Source organism: Vallitaleaceae bacterium 9-2 (assembly GCA_038396585.1).
Lineage (GTDB): Bacteria > Bacillota > Clostridia > Lachnospirales > Vallitaleaceae > UBA1351.
This window is the reverse complement of the sequence record CP121691.1, coordinates 2,381,562-2,399,457: the sequence shown is the minus strand read 5'-3', so window position 1 is coordinate 2,399,457 and position 17,896 is coordinate 2,381,562. Positions and strand designations below refer to the sequence as shown.

Sequence of the window (17,896 nt, the reverse complement as noted above, 5' to 3'; positions counted from 1 at the left end):
AAAGGAGGAGTAACAAGTGAAAAAAAGACTAAGTATTTTGATTACATTTGTACTACTGATGACGATGGTATTGCAAGTGGGGGTATCTGCCGAATCTGTGTATACGGTTAAAGCAGGGGATGTGTTGTGGCAAATAGCTGAACAATATGACCTTGAATGGGAACAACTCGCAGAGTATAATCAACTCGATAATCCAAATTTGATTTATGTTGGACAACAATTAAAAATTCCGATGACAGGCGATGTCGTTGTTGATGAGACAGATAAGGACAAGGATGATGGTAACGTCACACCAATGACGGATATGTCACTTACCTTGTTAGCAACGAGTGATTTGCATGGACGTATTTATCCATATGAATATGCCATTGATTCAGAAGATATGGATGCTGGAATTGCAAAAATTCAGACCTTGGTCAAAGCCGAAAGAGCGGCAAGTGACAATGTGATTTTGATGGACCTTGGAGACACGGTGCAAGACAACAGTGCTGAACTTTTTAATTCAGACCCAATCCATCCAATGATCAAAGCGCTCAACTATATGAATTATGATACATGGACTATTGGTAACCATGAGTTCAACTTCGAAAAAGCATTCTTAGAAAAAAATATTGCGACGTTTGAAGGGGATGTCTTATCTGCCAATACCTACAAAACGGACGGAAGTTATTTTGTAAAACCGTATACGGTTATTGAGAAAAATGGCATCCGCGTAGCTATTGTAGGTCTATTACCACCACACATTCCAACGTGGGAAGCTTCATCACCGGAGCACTTTGAAGGGCTTACTTTTGGTGGAACAGTTGAAGGTGCAAAAAAAGCTGTGGCTGATCTTGCTGGAAAATATGATGTTCTTGTAGGTGCATTTCACTTAGGGCAAGACGATGACCATGCTTATGAAGGAGCAGCAGCAATAGCGAATGCACTCCCTGAGTTTGATGTTATTTTTATGGGACATGCACACTCAAAAGTTAGTGAAGCAGAAGTCAATGGAGTTAAGTTGGTTGAACCGGGAAGTTATGGATGGGCATTGTCAAAAGCTACAGTTGAGTTGACGAAAACTGCAGATGGATTTGATGTAGCATCCGTAACTACAGCAAATATTGAAACGTATGAAGTTGAAGCCGATGCAGATATGCTTGAAGAATTCAAATACGTTCATGAGGCTTCCTTAGAAGATGCAAATACGGTTGTTGGAGAAGTTACAAGCGACTATATCGAGGGCGTTGACTATATTACCGGTGAAGCAAATGTTACAACAATGCCTACATCACAAGTTATGGATACTGCGTTGATTGATCTCATTAATGATGTTCAAATGTTCTATACAGAGTCAGAGATTAGTTCAGCGGCAACATTCAAAAATGATATGAATTTAGTAGCAGGAGACTTTAAGAAAAAAGATGTAGCCAATATTTATAAATATCCAAATACACTTGTAGGTGTTCATATTACAGGTGCAAACCTAAAAGCTTATATGGAGTGGTCTGCAGCATATTATAACACATATGTGCCAGGCGATGTGACCGTTAGTTTTGATGAAAATATTCGTGGATATAACTATGATATGTTCTCAGGCGTCACTTACGATATAGATATAAGTCAGCCGGTGGGTAGCCGTATTACGAACCTACTTATGGATGGAATGGCGATAGAAGATGAAAAAGAATATAAGCTGGCAGTCAATAATTATCGCTTTGGAACATTGCTTGGACTTGAGCTTGTGACAGAAGAAGACAAGTACTATGATTCCTATGCCCAAATGCAAGATGCAGGGCGTATACGTGATTTAATCATCAAATACATTAATGAAGAAAAAGGTGGCGTAGCAACCCCAACAGTAGACAATAATTGGAAAATTGTTGGAAATACATTTGAACATCCATTAAAAGATGCAGCATTGGATTTAGTGGTTTCGGGTGAGGTTGAAATTGCGACAAGTGAAGATGGTCGTACACCAAATGTAAAATCTATTAATGTCTATGATTTAATTAAGGATGGGTATTTCCCAGACTATGATGCACTGACTGTTCTTCATACGAATGATATGCATGGATTTTTTGTTGAAGGTGCCTATGATGGTATGGGTGCAGCAAAGTTAAAAACTGTGTTTGACATGTATCGTTCAATGAATGACAGCACGTTGGTATTGGACGCTGGTGATGCAACACAAGGTGCAAATTTGGTTACGTTATCAGAAGGTGAAAAAGCTATTGAAGTTATGAATGCGCTAGGTTATGATGCAATGACTACAGGTAATCATGAGTTTGATTATGGTCAAGAACCGTTATTGAACAATGCAGAGATGGCTAAGTTTCCAATTATGGCAGCCAATGTAAAATATGAAGATGGAACAGATTTTTTAACGCCTTATGTTATTAAAGAAGTTGATGGTATGGAAGTTGCAATTTTTGGATTGTTAACGCCAGATACAACATTCTTAAGTCATCCGGACAACTCAAAAGGGTTGGTTTTTGAAGATCCAATTGCTGTTGCAGCAGATTTAGTGCCGATGCTTCATGATGAAGCAGATGTTGTTATTGCGCTTGTGCATCTTGGAGATGAAGGAACGGCAGCAGCAACAAGTATTGATTTAGCAAATGAAGTTGAAGGTCTTGACTTGATTATTGATGGACATAGCCATTCAATGTATCCATATGGAAGTAAAGTTAATGACACACTTATTGTAAGCACAGGTGAAAAAACAAAAAATGTCGGTGTTGTTGAATTTTCATTAATGGATGGTGACGTTATCTCAACAGATGCGCATCTATTTACCAAAGCAGAGTCGATGAATATAGAAGCTGATGCCGAAGTCATGGCTATTGTAGAAGCGATTCAGGAAGCTAATGCAATTATTGAGCAAGAGGTCGTAGCAACCACTCCAGAAATTCTTGTTGGAGAACGTGGTGATGTGCGTACAGGCGAAACAAACTTAGGAAACTTAATTGTGGAATCACTTCTTGATATTAGTGGGGCTGATGTAGCCTTAACAAATGGAGGAGGAATCAGAGCATCTATTGATGCAGGAGAGATTACAAAAGGAGAAATCCTTACCGTACTACCTTATGGCAATACTGTAAGAGTTATCGAAGTGACAGGTGCAGACCTTGTTGCTGCAATTGAAAATGGTATATCCGATTATCCAGAAGCCAAAGGAGCATTCCCGCACATCGCAGGGATGACAGTTGAGTTTGATTCATCAAAGATGGCTGGAGATCGTGTCGTTAGTGCGATGATTGATGGTGTGCAAATTGTTGATAATGCAACATATACCCTTGCAACGAATGACTATCTGGTTGCTGGTGGCGATGGATATACAATGTTTACTGACAAAAAAGTTGTTGCAGAATTTGGTGCAATGGATGAAGTCTTGACAGACTATATCAATGCCAATGGTACTGAAAAAGGTGCTTTAACAGGTCGTATCAAAGATATTGCAGGTCAAGCAATGTCGATGCTTGTTGATGTATTCAAAATCGCATCCTAAGCTTAAGATATTGAGAGATACTTCGGTATCTCTCTTTTTTTAGGCTTAAGTAAATATATATACATTTTTGTTATTTAGTGATATAGTAATTTAATGAAATCATTTTTAAGAATATTGGAGGCAGATGATGATCAATTATAAGATGACCATCGGATATGATGGAAGACGCTACAAAGGATATCGAAAAACAAAGGCAAATGCAGACAAAACAATACAGGGAAAGTTAGAGGCAATATTAAAAAAGAAATACGAAGAAGATATTGAGGTCATCAGTGCAGTAAATACAGATGCAGGGGTCAATGCGACATGTCAAGTGGTTAACTTTAAAGTACCAGAACAAAAAGCAGATCCTTCTTCTATTCGACAATATTTTGAAGAATATCTACCGGATGATATTATTACTTATGATGTTGAAGTAGTTGATGATCGGTTTCATAGTCGCTATAACGTTAAAGAACTTACTTATGAATATCGCATATGGAAGAAGGACGCTCCAACACGCCCGCTTTATGAACGCCAGCGAGTTAATCTGGTAGAAGGTGTTCTTGATGTTGAGGCTATGCGCCATGGGGCAAAACTTTTTTTGGGCGAACATGAGTTTATGGCTTTTTCAACCAAGGCAAAGGTGAAGAGTTCTGTGAAAACAGTGACAGCCCTAGATATATATGAGACTGAAGAAGAAATCATCATTGCCATAAGCGCAGATGGATTTTTACTAAATATGGAAAGAATTATAGTTGGAACGTTGATTCAGATAGGACTGGGAGAACGCCACGAAGAAACAATAAAGCGTGCATTTAAATCAATGAATAATAAGGATGCTGGACATAAGGCAATGGCAAGTGCATTAACCCTTGTCGATGTAGAATTCGAATAAAGTGTATGGAGGCTACAAAATGTTGTGGAAACAAAAAAATGTGACATTAAAAACAAGTTATTATACGATGTTCTTAATACTTATTGTTATTCCTATCTTCATTGTGCTTTTTGTAGCTTTATCCGTAATGAATGTACAATTTCGTCGCCAAGCTATTGAAAATATTGAACGAGCACAAGAAAATATTGTGACAGACTTGGAAACAGACATTAGTATGATGTCGATGCGCTTATCACATTTAATCTATACAAATGATAATGAAATACTAAAAAATGCAGCTAAAACAAATAACGAAGATATCACAGCGCGATATCAATTTGAACAGCAACTGGCAAAAGTTGTTAATATTGCTTTGGAACCAGTTAAAGAAGTCGTTTCGGTTGGCTTTTACATGAAACAAGGACAAGATGTATACGTAAAAATGAATATTCATAGAAGTGGAGAAGAAATTCGTAGCCAACTGTGGTATCAAGAAGCCTTGAAAAATCCAAATACAGTTGAGTTAGGTGCCTATCAAAATCAACAGATCAATGACTTATATTCTGGAGGTATGCAGGACATGCTTATCCTTATATTTGCATTGGCGCCGGATGTGTCAACAGATCGTTCTCAAACCGTTGAGATGGTCACCTTGTTCCAATCAACAGATGCGGCAGAACGTATAAAAAAATATAATGAAACTTTTTTAAAACAAGGCAATAAATTAGGATTAACGCGAATCGTTGATACCTTTGGAGTAACAGTGTTTGATGTGAATCCGCGGTATTGGGAAACGGCAAATAATCAGATGGATCGATATACAGTTGTTAAAACTCCCGTACATATTGGTGGGACAACATGGTATATTGAGAGTTTGATAGAGACAAGAGAGCTTACCACTGAGTTTTGGAAGCAAGCTATTTGGGTTCTTGCAAGTGCAGGGGTTATCCTTATCCTTGGTGCAATATATTTTGGCGTCTTTATGAAGCGGATTATTCAGCCGATTGAAGCGATAAATAGTGGTTTGTATCAAATACGAGAAGGCAACTTGGATGTATATATTAAACCGGGCGGTCAACAAGAACTTCAGATGGTTACAACCCAGTTTAACGCAATGGTGAGGCAACAAAGAACATTGATTGGGGATTATGAAAAACGTGTTCGTAGCCTAGAAAAGCGTCCGGAAGAATATTTGAGCTTACTTGTGAAAAAAAGGATGACAGCTCAAGAAATTCATAGCCGTACAAATGATTTTTTTATTGGACCGTATAAAGTCATATGCTTTTTTCTTGATTTATCAAAAGCGCATCAAGATCAAAATAAAATGCATGATCAAATAGTGCAAGGCTTTTTGTCGAATCCTCGCTTTGCATCCCATTGTATTCTTGCAAAAGATACAATTAATAGCTTCTATGGATTCTATCAATTACATCGTCAAGAAAATAGTGAAAGCTCGCTACAGTTTTTAATCAGTGAGATACAACAGCATATTCGAAAAGATTATGGTGTGGATGTAGCGGTGTGTATTAGTGAATTAGCTACACAAGCAGAACAATTCAATGCGTGTTTTGAGCAAGTAACTAAGGGAATTGAGTTCAGACGTTTGGAAGGTAGTCAAGCAATTATTGATTGGTCAAAAAGAGAAACAGTTATGAATGAAATTCTGGAGAGGGTTACATCATATGATGAATTGGCTCAGGCACTTTATATTGCAGATGAAAAAAATATTTTGCATTTACGTGAAGAACTATTAAATACTTTTCAGTTTGAAAAACTCCGAGAGAGTCAGAAAGATATATGTGCGATGATTATTGCCATAGGGAGATATTTTGAACGTGACAATGCTTCGCTTGTTGATATATTTGGAAAAGAGTATAGCTATAGTGAAAAAATCATGCGGATTCAGGATGTGCGTAGCCTAAAATTATGGGTAACAAACTTTTTGTCATGGATTATGGACTACTCTGCATCACGATTACATGTGACAGAGAACAATCCGATTATAAGGGCAAAACGATATATCGTTGAACACTACGAAAATCCGAACTTAAACTTATTGGATATAGCCAATGAAGTGGGGCTTAATGAAAAGTATTTTACCCATCGCTTTAGTAAAGAAGCCGGAGAAACAATCACAGCATATATTACTTCACTCCGAATTGAAAAAGCAAAAGAGCTATTAAAATCAACAACATTTAAAGTATATGAAATCGCAGAGATGGTAGGCTATCAAAATGCAGAGCACTTTAGCCGCGTATTTAAAAAGCATGTGGGAATCAGTCCGATGCAATATCGAAAACAATAAGGTATATATTAAAGAACAGTACAAGCTATTTGTACTGTTCTTTTTCTAGTGTATTGGGCAAAAATATATGTGAATAATAACTTTGTAACATGAAAAATAACAATATATCAAATGTGATTACAGGTTAATATAACATATTATCAAGGAAAATAGTTTTATGAGATGGAAAAATGTCAGGAGAGGATGCTATGATGAGGGCACAATACTAAATAAAAGGAGGAAATAAAATGAAACAAAAAAGTAGTATCATTTTCACAGGATTACTTATTGTATTAATGTTATTTGTCGGGGGATGTACAAAGCAAGAACCTAATGATGAGAACATGGTTAAAGAAGAAACAGACACAGGCGCAGGCGCAGGGAAAGAAAGTGAATTAAGTGGTACATTAACATTTGCAATATGGGATAATAATTTGAATACATTCATTGAAGAAAATGATATGGTAGGAAAATTTCAAAAACATTATCCAGATGTAGACATTGAAGTAGAAAAGATTAAAGATGACTCAGAATATTGGAATGCGATGAAGATGCGTGCTTCGGCAAATCAGCTTCCGGATATTATGTTCAACAAACCGTTTACACTATCAAGATTTAAAGATTTCCTATTAGATATTAGTGATACGACAGCGGCAAAGAACAATCTGCTTGCCGAAGGATACGCCGTTGAAGGTAAAATCCTTGGCGTTCCTATGACATCAGGTTATGAGTATGTATACTATTGGAAGGACTTGTTTGAGGAAGCAAATGTTGAAGTTCCTACAACATGGGAAGAACTTGAACAGGCAAGTTTATCGTTGCAAGCATATTATGGAAAAGATAACCCGGATTTTATGGCGTTAGCGATGGGGCTTAAAGATGAATGGCCCAACTATCCATTTATGGAATTTATGCCGGCATTAGAATCAGGCAATGGCGAAAACTGGAACCATATGGCAACCCAAGATCGTCCATTTGAAAAAGGACAAGATATCTATGAAGCCTATACAAAGATTTATACATTTTTTAACTCAGGTGTTCTAGGAAGAGATCCACTGGGTATAGGTAATGATCAAGCAACGTCGATTTTTGCAACAAAAGGTGCAGCAATGATTGCATTAGGAGATTGGGGATTGCAAAATATTGTTGCAGGTGCAGAAGATATCTCGGAACTTGGAACGTTTTATTTACCAACACGCAATAGTGTTGATGATCCTTATAACGTGATTGTACAAGGAGACTCGTTTATGGGCGTAACAACACATTCAAAAATTCCAGAAGCAGCAGTTGCTTTTGTGGAGTGGTTCTACTCAGATGAGTGGTATCCGGACTATATTAATTATGTGTCCTCAGATTCATCAATGAAGAATTTTCCAAAAGAAAAAGATCCGGTTTTAGCTCAAGCAGACCAAACGGCTTCAGAGATTCAATGGGTTATGTACAATGGCGGTAACGATGATTTTTCTTCAATTCAAAATGAGACAACATTTGACTATAAAAAACTTGGTGCGGAGATGCTTATTGACGGATTTGACGTTGATACAGTATTTGAAGATTTAAACCAACGATGGACAGAAGCTAGAAAAAAACTGAACGTTGACTAGAATGTAGGATTAATGGGGGTGGACATAAACATCCCCATTATTATATCGGAGGTAAAGAATGCAGTCACTAAATAAAAAAAGAAAAATATTTATAGGAGCATCACTAATTGTGCCGATGTTATTGCTTATCGGATTTGTTGTATTGCCGGCAGTCGATCTTTTTAGAATGAGCTTTATCGAATGGGATGGATATTCTGCAGATAGTCGGTTTATAGGATTTGCAAATTACATCTCCATGTTTAAAAACAAAGACTTATGGCTTTCGCTGAAGAATAACTCCGTCTATTTTGTGGTACATTTTATTATGATTTTTGTGGAATTAGGCTTTGCTGTATTATTAAACAGCAAATTAAAAGGGGCAAAATTCTATAAGACCATGGTATTTATGCCATATATTATCAATGGTGTGGCTATTGCATATGCGTTTTCATATTTTTATTCACCTATCAATGGTGCTTTTAATTCAATTCTTGAATTACTCCAGCTTGAATCATGGATACGAAGCTGGCTTTCAGACCCTAAGATTGTCAACTATGTCTTAGCATCGGTTTCCGTTTGGAGATTCAGCGGCTATCATGTCATCCTCTTTTTAGCGGCCTTACAATCGATTCCAAAGGATATAGAAGAAGCTGCAAAAGTTGATGGAGCAAATGGGTGGCATCTGTTTAGATATATTCAAATTCCAAGTATTATGTTAATGGTTGATTTCGTTCTGTTTGATAATATTCGTGGGGCGTTACAAGTGTTTGATATTCCATTTGTTATGACTGCAGGTGGGCCTGGATATGCATCGTCGACGTTTACGTTGTATACAATAAAGACGGCATTTTCGTTTTCAAATTTTGGTTTGGCTTCGACCATGGCCATTGCAATTATGGTGATGATTGTAATTATTTATATGGTTCAAAATAATATTATACATAAATTGATTTTTAAAGATAGGGGTGAGAAAAATGTTTAAGCGAATATGTGGACAACTAGTTAAGCAAGTATTGTGTATTGCTATGGTTTTCATTGTTCTTGCACCTATACTATTGACTTTTTTTGCGGCGCTAAAAACACGAGGAGATATGGCCAATACGTCACCATTGTGGCTACCTGAATTTCAGCGTATTACACTGGAGAACTTTCGTCATGTATTAGGTGATAAGTACTTATATATTGGTTTCAAGAATACAGGATTTATTCTGATAATGTCACTCATCTTTAATGTTTTATTTGGAACAATAACGGCTTATATTATTGAACGCTTTACTTTTCGTGGAAAGAAAATTGTTGTAGGTTTGTTTTTTCTAGGCATGTTGATTCCAACTTTTGTGACAGAAATTGCAAGATTTAAAATTATACAAGGATTAGGGTTGTATAATACAATCGGTGCGCCAATTGTTATCTATGTGGCGTCGGATTTGATGCAACTATATATTTATCGCCAGTTTATTTCAAGGATTCCTGTGGCATTAGATGAAGCGGCGCTTATTGATGGATGTTCATATTTTAAGCTTTTTGGACAAATTATTTTTCCACTACTGGCGCCGGCAACAGCAACAGTGTGTATTATCAAGTCAATTGTAATCATTAATGACATGTACATCCCATACTTATATATGCCCAAAAATAGTTTGAGAACATTGACAACATACTTAATGAATTTTGCCAATGCACAACAAGGATCATGGCAAGTGCTGGCAGCGGGAATCATTGTTGTAATGATTCCGACTATACTATTATACATTTTTTTCCAAAAATATATTTTATCGGGTGTAGCAGCTGGGGCGGTTAAAGAGTAATGTATACAAAAGTCCATAGTGTCAAGCGCACTTGGTGCATTGTAAGAAAAAAGAAAGAATTTCAATAAGAAGTTCTTTCTTTTTGTTTGTTATAGTAGTTTTTGTAATAAAAGTTATGTATATGTGGGAAAAATGTGTATAATAATGGAAGCAGAAAGAACAATCCAAGAGATGTTCATAAAATGCATAGAGAATGGTGAAAGGTGGTGAACATGTTGAAGGAAAATGAAATGAATATTCTTGTATGTGATGATGACGTTGATATCGTTGAAGCGATTAGTATTTTTTTATCGCAGGAAGGGTATAATATATTTAAAGCGTATGACGGATTGCAGGTGCTTGAAATGTTGGAGCGCCAAAAGGTGCACTTAGTCATTTTAGATATTATGATGCCAAAGCTAGATGGATTGCAATCAACGTTAAAAATCCGCAATGATTATAATATTCCAATTATTTTGGTCTCTGCAAAGTCCGAAGATACGGATAAGATTATTGGTCTAAACTTTGGTGCAGACGATTATTTGACAAAGCCTTTTAATCCATTGGAGCTTATTGCCAGAGTGAAATCTCAACTCCGAAGATATACGATGCTTGGAAGTCTAGAGAAAAAAAAGCATCTTTGTGTAACGGGAGGCTTAGTCTTGAATCTAGATACTAAAGAGACGAGTATCGATGGAGAGAATATTGCATTAACACCCACAGAGCTTAAAATACTAACTTTACTTATGCAACATATGGGCAAGGTCTATTCAATCCAAGAGATTTATGAATATGTGTGGGAAGAAGAAGCCTATGGTGCAGAAAACACTGTAGCAGTACATATTCGACGTATGCGGGAAAAAATAGAGATTGACCCTAAAAATCCAAAATACTTAAAGGTGGTGTGGGGCATTGGCTACAAAATCGAAAAATACAATGAGTAAATGGCAATTTAAATTTATTGCACACATAATAATCCTTCTTGCCGGTACGGGATTCTTATGGTCAGGATATCAAATCGGTACGGCGTGGGAATATTTGACACAAGAAAGCTATTATGACACATGGGAGTTTGAAAGCAATTATACACGATTAGTGCATAATATATTAGAAAAAGAATTGGAATTAATTGATGAAGCGCACATAGAAAAAACAGTTGAAGATGAAAAGGAAAAAATAGAAAAACTTAGTCGGTTACGACAAATCAACCGTAATCTAGATAAGGCAAAAAGTTTTCGCTTTTTATTGATTAATACCCAAACAATGGAAACTAAGAGCAATTTTTCTAATGCAAAAGAGAGCATGTTTAATAATTATGAGACGGCAATTCAATGGAATCCAGAACAGATTGCCTTTCCAGGAAAAAGTCTCTTAGAAGCAACCTCTTTTGGCAGAGATATTGAATGGGGATATTCATATACCAGTGAAGGGATTTTTTCAATGCTTAAGACGGGACCATACCGTCTGCTAACTGGATTTGATGAGAATATTCAAGATCCGTTTTTTACGATACCCTATAAAAATTATCAGCAGGCAAAAGAAATGGAAAAAATCTATTATTCCATATTGATTGCTTCCTTGGTATTAGGCGTAGGAGAGGTTGTTTACCTGGGGATGCATACGGGAAAAGGACCAAATAGAAATAATATAAAGCTTTGTTGGCTTGATCGGGTCTTTTATGAGTTTCAAATCTTGTTTTTACTCTTAACATCCCTTGTGCCTATGGGAATAACCTCTTCAATATATAATCCGGAGGAAAATACTGTTCTGTTGGTTCTTCTATGTATCAGTATGAATATCTGGGTACTACTGGCCATACATATATTGCTATCGGTTATACGTAATATTAGAAATCATCGGTTTGTATATAACATATTATGTATTCGCATAGGTATGGAGATTGTTAATCTGTTTAAAAACATGATTAAAAGTTATAAGCCATGGTTGATTATTGCTTTTTTTGGTGTTTGCTTGATTAATATGATTTTTGTACTTATTGTTCCTTCGGGACCCTTTTCAATTTTCGCTGTATTTGTTTTGTTTAACTTATTGGTTCTAAAAGTATTAGTGAAGTATTTGCGAGGACTACAAAGTCTTATGGATGCTGCTCGAGCAAGAGCAAGAGGAAGCCTTGAATATCCACTTAATATTGAAGAACTGCCGGAAGCTTTTCGTGACTTTGGTGCAGACTTAAATGCCATGCAGTCAGGGCTAAAGTCTGCCTTGGACGAAGCAATGCGAGGAGAACGAATGAAGACGGAATTGATTACAAATGTTACTCATGATTTAAAAAACCCTTTAACATCTATTATCAATTATGTGGACTTATTAAAAAAAGAAGAGATGGCGAGTGAAGAAGCAAAAAAATATATCGCAGTGTTAGAGGATAAGTCAATACGGTTAAAGGATCTGATAAGTCATGTGGTGGAGGCATCAAAAGCAAGCAGTGGCAATATTGAAATCACAAAAGAAACTATTGATGTGCGCCAATTGATGCAACAGATTTTAGCTGAGTATGAAGATGAGTTTCATGCATCCAACTTGGAAGTGATTACACAAATAGATAAAGAACCAATTACTATTGAGACCGATAGTAAAATTATGTATCGTATCATTGAGAATCTGGTGACGAATATATATAAATATAGTATGAACGGTTCAAGGGTTTATATTAATTTAGGTCATGACCAAGAACGCGTTATTATTGAGATGAAGAACATATCAAAAGAGCCTCTAAATATTGATTCAGCTTCGTTGATGGAGAGATTTGTACGAGGAGATACTTCAAGAAATACAGAAGGAAGCGGCTTAGGCCTTTCAATTGCTGGAAGCTTGGCAAAAGCACTAGGATTAAAATTAGAAATTGAAATTGACGGAGATTTATTTAAAACAAGCCTTACAACTTAGTAAGGCTTGTTTTTGCTAAAAAGAACCATATAGTTATGTTTATAGTATTTGGCACATTTTGGACATGTTGTATAAAAAACATAAATGTTTTTTGAGATTGCCATCCCCTTGCTTTTAGCATGTAACTGAAAATCTTTCATGAGTTTTGGCATGTCTTTATAAGGACCATCATAGACTTTAGCATAAAAAGTTCCGGTGAGTGAAACCATTTTCATGCCAGGAACTTTTTTTGTGACAGCAAATAAATGCTCGCTTTTCCATGGGCTTAAATCTCTAGAAAGTATCAAGTACTGTTCTTTTTTCATTGCTCCGACACCGTCAATGCGCTCCATAGATTGAGCCATGACCTTGCCTAGGTTTATGGGGATATGAAGTATATTCTTGGAAGTGGTTCGTGCAAATTGTATGTCGCTAAAGGTGAAAATCTTTTCATCCCATAGTTCAGGGTGAAAGCGTGGACAACAACCGGTTTCATTATCTGTAAGGTCAATGGTGGGAAGTGTCGTTGTAATCTCCATAAGATCCCTCCTAAAAAAACGTTGTCTTCCTTTTAATTATAAGCCTTGTAAAAGGGAAAAGGAATAAGGCAAAAGCCTTAAAATAGCATCACAGTATTTTAAGGATTTCATCCATGTTTTTTGAATTGAAGAGAATATTAAGTTCACGAGGGTCTAAGAGTATATTCATCAATGTTGTCAGTGCATCATAGTGACTTGTTTTATCGGAAGGGGCAAGTGTAAAAATCAGTTTTACAGGGTCGTTTTTCTCGTGACCAAATTCAACGGCTTCTTGTAAGCGAATTAGACTCATACCCAGCTTTTTGACCCCGACTTTATAGGATGCATGTGAAAAAGCTATTCCCGGTGCAATGACGATATATGGACCAAGCTTATGAATGTTTTCGATGATCTGTTTTGTATACTCCGGTGTAATGTAATCGTTTTCGAGTAAAATATCAGCACCTAAATGTAAGGCTTCTTGCCAAGAAGAGGCACTAACATCAAGACGAATATGTTCCGGCGTCAATAGCTGTGCTAGACTAGTCTCGGCTTTAGAGGCTATAGATAAAGAGGTATCCTTAACCGGTGAATGGGTTGTAGGTGCATGATGCTCAAAGATAAAGGTTTCAATACGCTCAATATCCTCTTTTTTTAATAAAGGATTGACGACAATACATGGGTGTTGGGACTGTTTAAGGGGAATGGTACTTATAACCAAATCCACCGACAAAGAGGATTGCTTAAAATAGTCAAGGTAGGAGATAGAATCAATAATATTTAAATCGCTAAAATTGGTGAGAATTCGATTATGAAGCATTTTGGCAGTACCTAATCCGCTGGCACAGACCAATAACACATTGAGTTTTTTTGAAAAAAGGACCTTTCCTTTTTCAATCTCAGCGGCAAAATGTAAAGTAATATAAGAAATCTCGTGATCATCCATTTCAATAGGGTATTTAAAGTGTAAAAGCAACAAGGCTTCTTTAACAATAAGAAATAGACGATAGTAATTTTTTTTAATATCATCTAACAATGGATTGGTTAAAAACATTTTGTACTTACACCGATGTATGGCGGGCTTAAGATGAATACACAAGTCAAGAAGCATCTGATCTTCATTTTCAAATTCGATGCCTAGTTGAGTCTTAATAGAATTCGTGATATCCACAGCCATTTCCATAAAATTAATCTGTTCATCATTAAGTAATAAATTCGTGGCATTTATAAGAAGATTGGCACGCGTAAGTGAAGGTGAGGCATTTTTAATATCTGCGATACTTTTTTTATGGAGCTGGGCTGCGAGGATATGCAGTGTAATATAGCCTATTTCAGGCTTTGGGATAGTGACATTAAAAGTATCGTTTAATATTTGGGCAAAAACTTCACAGGTTTTAAACGCATCTGTTTTTTCTAAAAGAATTAAATCTTCTGGTGGAAAGAAGATGTTTTTTCCCATTTGTATGCGCTGTATAGCGATAGCAAGATGAGTAAAAAGGCTTGCAAATGAGTTGTCACCTAATTGAACACCGAGTAAATCTTGTAATTGGTATAGAGATTTTTCGAGGAGTTCTAAATCGACTGTGGACATTAGCATATCGCGATACAAATAGTTATAGGAGGGATTCGGTCGTTTCGTGTTAGATTCTATAGACTTGATGACACCAAGTATTTGTTCGGTGGACATATAATCTCTAGCAAGTCCGATTAATGCATTTCTTTTTGATGACTCATTTCCCTCGATTTTAATTCCATAATTTGGCTTTTTGATTAAAGTGAGTTTATATTTATCAAGCCACTGTTCGACAAATTTTAATTCCTTTAAGATAGTTCCACGGCTAACTTTGACTTTGTTTTGTAGATATTCAGATTTTATCGGTTCTTCAGAATTAAGCAATTCAAGAAGTAGTATTTTTTGGCGTTCTTCGCTGGAATAATAGTTTTCCATTGGTTTATATTCTTGAAGCTGGTCGAGTAATATTTTTTTCTGTGATTTGGAACTAGAAAGCAAAAAACCCTTCCCATATACAGTGCTTATGGAACCCAATTGATGCTGTTTTAACCAATATTCTATATCCTTGATATCATAGCGAATTGTTCGTTCAGAGACTTTGTAATGTGAAGTTAGGGTTTCAATTGATTTGGGATCAGCAGAGGTGACAAATTGTATCAGTATACTTTTGCAACGTTTGCTTAATGACATATCAAGTCCTCCATTCTTTATGATAACTCTCTATATTTAAACATAACTCACATATTTATTCAAGGAAATAATATTCCAATTGTACAAAAGTGCAGAATTGATTTGGAAAAACATTGCATCGTTTAAAGATAGCACAAAAAATAAAGGTAGGATACAATAGATATAGAACAGTTGCTGAAGATTTGAAAAATTAAAGGTGGTTAGATATGTTATTAAATGAAATGCTTACAAAAAGTCATATACAGGTCAATGTCGAAGCAAAAGATTGGGAAAAGGCAATTGACCTTGGTGGCGATATTTTACTTCAAGAAAATCTGATTGAACAATCCTATATTGAAGCAGTCAAAAGAACAAAAAATGAACTGGGTCCATATATTGTCATTGCACCTGGAATTGCACTTTCTCATGCAAGACCTGAAAATGGAGTGAACCACACATCGATGAGCTTGATTCGCCTTAAAGAACCGGTTGCTTTTGGTCATGAAGACAATGACCCTGTTTCTCTAGTTTTTACATTAGCAACGACAGATAGCCAAAGTCATCTTAACGCACTTCAACAATTGATGAGTGTTATGACCAATAAAGAAGACCTAAGTGTTTTATTTACAACAAATGATGTTGATGAAATTGTGGATATAATTAACAAGCATTCATAAAAGGGATAGATTAAAGGAGGAAAACAATATGTTAAAAATTCTTGTGGTGTGTGGTAATGGATTAGGTAGTAGCTTTTTAATGGAAATGAATATTAAAAAAGTTCTTAAAGAGATTGGGGCAGAAGTTGAAGTGGAACATTGCGACTTGACTTCGGCAAAAGGTTACAAGGCAGATATTATTGTAGGGACAAAAGACATTACGGGGCAACTAAACGGATATGCAAAAGAATTGGTTGAACTTAATAATATTTTGGATATGGAGGATATGAAGAAAAAAATTGTAGAAGCATTAGCTAACTTTGAAGGGTAAAAAATAATATATATATTTAAGGAGGAAGATGATGAACGTATTACAATTTTTAATGACAGAGGTACTTAGTCAACCAGCAGTTCTTATTGGACTATTTGCACTAGTTGGATTGTTGGCTCAGAAAAAATCAGCTGCAGACGTTGTGTCTGGATCCATTAAAGCAACAATTGGCTTTTTGATTCTGGGTGCAGGTGCCGGAACCTTAGTTGGAGCGCTAAATCATTTTAGTGTGATTTTTACGGAAGCTTTTAGTATTACAGGAGTTATTCCAAACAATGAGGCGATTGTTTCATTAGCTCAAGAAGTTGTTGGTGCGGAGACCGCAATGATTATGGTTTTTGGTATGTTAATGAATATCTTGCTTGCCAGATTTACCCCGTTTAAGTATATTTTCTTGACAGGGCACCATACAATGTTTATGGCGGCAATGCTATCAGCAATTCTAGTTGGTGGAGGTGTAAAAGGTGTACCTCTTGTCATTATCGGTTCGGTGGTATTGGGAATAGTTATGGTAATCTTCCCTGCAATGGCACAACCTTTTATGAAAGAGATTACAGGATCTGATGATGTTGCGCTTGGACACTTTGGTACCACAGGTTATGTTGCAGCAGCCCTTACAGGAAAACTTGTCGGTAACAAAGAACATTCAACAGAAAACATGAAATTCCCTAAAGGATTGATGTTCTTAAGAGATACTACGATTGCTACTGGATTAACAATGCTTATATTATTTTTGATAACCGTATTATTTGCTGGTTCTGAATTTGTAGAAAGTCAAGTCAGTGGCGGACAGAATTTTATTATGTTTGCAATTATGCAAAGTTTGGTTTTTGCAGCAGGTGTTTATATTGTTCTTGCAGGTGTTCGTATGATTATTAGTGAAATCGTGCCTGCGTTTAAAGGAATTGCAGATAAAATTGTACCCAATGCTAAACCAGCGCTAGATTGTCCAGTGGTTTTCCCATTTGCTCCTGTAGCAGTTATTGTTGGATTTATTGCTAGTTTTGCAGCAGGAATTGTAGGAATGTTTCTTTTGTCACTCGTGGGTGCCACAGTAATTATTCCAGGGGTTATTCCTCACTTTTTTACCGGAGCAACAGCAGGTGTTTTTGGAAACTCTACCGGTGGTAGACGCGGTGCAGTCATAGGAGCATTTGTTAATGGGCTTATTATTACCATCCTACCGATATTGCTCTTACCTGTTCTTGGCGCATTGGGATATGCGAATACAACCTTTGGAGACTCTGATTTTGGGATTATCGGTATCATTATAGGTAATATTGTTAAACTATTTATGTAGGTTAGTGATAGATAAAGGCGATG

Annotated in this window: 13 protein-coding genes; 11 read left to right on the top strand and 2 right to left on the bottom strand. The window is 36.3% G+C overall.

The window, feature by feature from the left end; all coding sequences use genetic code 11:
- Positions 1-16: 16 nt before the first annotated feature.
- The 8 genes from QBE53_11300 to QBE53_11265 all read left to right on the top strand — a co-directional run bounded on the left by QBE53_11300 (position 17) and on the right by QBE53_11265 (position 12,907).
- On the top strand, positions 17-3,490 hold the full coding sequence (locus QBE53_11300) for a 5'-nucleotidase C-terminal domain-containing protein (GenBank protein WZL80389.1): 3,474 nt from the start codon (positions 17-19) through the stop codon (positions 3,488-3,490).
- 124 nt (positions 3,491-3,614) lie between these two features.
- The gene (gene truA, locus QBE53_11295) at positions 3,615-4,367 is read left to right on the top strand and encodes a tRNA pseudouridine(38-40) synthase TruA (protein WZL80388.1); all 753 of its coding nucleotides are present in this window, start codon (positions 3,615-3,617) and stop codon (positions 4,365-4,367) included.
- Positions 4,368-4,386: 19 nt separating this feature from the next.
- Positions 4,387-6,651, top strand: a complete 2,265-nt coding sequence (locus tag QBE53_11290; GenBank protein ID WZL80387.1) for a helix-turn-helix domain-containing protein — start codon at positions 4,387-4,389, stop codon at positions 6,649-6,651.
- 275 nt (positions 6,652-6,926) lie between these two features.
- Positions 6,927-8,234 (top strand): ABC transporter substrate-binding protein, encoded by a 1,308-nt coding sequence (locus tag QBE53_11285; GenBank protein WZL83301.1) that lies wholly within the window; start codon positions 6,927-6,929, stop codon positions 8,232-8,234.
- Positions 8,235-8,292: 58 nt separating this feature from the next.
- Entirely contained in the window at positions 8,293-9,195 is a 903-nt protein-coding gene (locus tag QBE53_11280; protein WZL80386.1) for a sugar ABC transporter permease, read from the top strand.
- The gene (locus QBE53_11275; GenBank protein ID WZL80385.1) at positions 9,188-10,021 is read left to right on the top strand and encodes a carbohydrate ABC transporter permease; all 834 of its coding nucleotides are present in this window, start codon (positions 9,188-9,190) and stop codon (positions 10,019-10,021) included. The genes QBE53_11280 and QBE53_11275 overlap by 8 nt, the downstream gene beginning before the upstream one ends.
- Positions 10,022-10,251: 230 nt before the next feature.
- On the top strand, positions 10,252-10,944 hold the full coding sequence (locus QBE53_11270; GenBank protein ID WZL83300.1) for a response regulator transcription factor: 693 nt from the start codon (positions 10,252-10,254) through the stop codon (positions 10,942-10,944).
- The gene (locus QBE53_11265; protein ID WZL80384.1) at positions 10,913-12,907 is read left to right on the top strand and encodes a HAMP domain-containing sensor histidine kinase; all 1,995 of its coding nucleotides are present in this window, start codon (positions 10,913-10,915) and stop codon (positions 12,905-12,907) included. The genes QBE53_11270 and QBE53_11265 overlap by 32 nt, the downstream gene beginning before the upstream one ends.
- On the opposite strand, the gene QBE53_11260 is transcribed toward QBE53_11265, so the two are convergent.
- Both QBE53_11260 and QBE53_11255 read right to left on the bottom strand, forming a co-directional pair.
- Entirely contained in the window at positions 12,904-13,425 is a 522-nt protein-coding gene (locus QBE53_11260; GenBank protein WZL80383.1) for a hypothetical protein, read from the bottom strand. The genes QBE53_11265 and QBE53_11260 overlap by 4 nt on opposite strands.
- 88 nt (positions 13,426-13,513) lie before the next feature.
- Positions 13,514-15,607: a BglG family transcription antiterminator gene (locus QBE53_11255; GenBank protein WZL80382.1), complete on the bottom strand. Its 2,094-nt coding sequence runs from the start codon at positions 15,605-15,607 to the stop codon at positions 13,514-13,516.
- Between the two features lie 206 nt (positions 15,608-15,813).
- Here QBE53_11255 and QBE53_11250 point away from each other — a divergent pair, with 206 nt between their 5' ends.
- Genes QBE53_11250 through QBE53_11240 form a run of 3 tightly spaced genes read left to right on the top strand, consistent with a single transcriptional unit; the run spans position 15,814 to position 17,873 of the window.
- Entirely contained in the window at positions 15,814-16,263 is a 450-nt protein-coding gene (locus QBE53_11250; GenBank protein WZL80381.1) for a PTS sugar transporter subunit IIA, read from the top strand.
- Between the two features lie 28 nt (positions 16,264-16,291).
- Entirely contained in the window at positions 16,292-16,573 is a 282-nt protein-coding gene (locus QBE53_11245) for a PTS sugar transporter subunit IIB (GenBank protein WZL80380.1), read from the top strand.
- Between the two features lie 28 nt (positions 16,574-16,601).
- A complete protein-coding gene (locus QBE53_11240) occupies positions 16,602-17,873 on the top strand; it encodes a PTS ascorbate transporter subunit IIC (protein WZL80379.1) in 1,272 nt (423 codons plus the stop codon).
- The last annotated feature ends 23 nt before the right edge of the window (positions 17,874-17,896 follow it).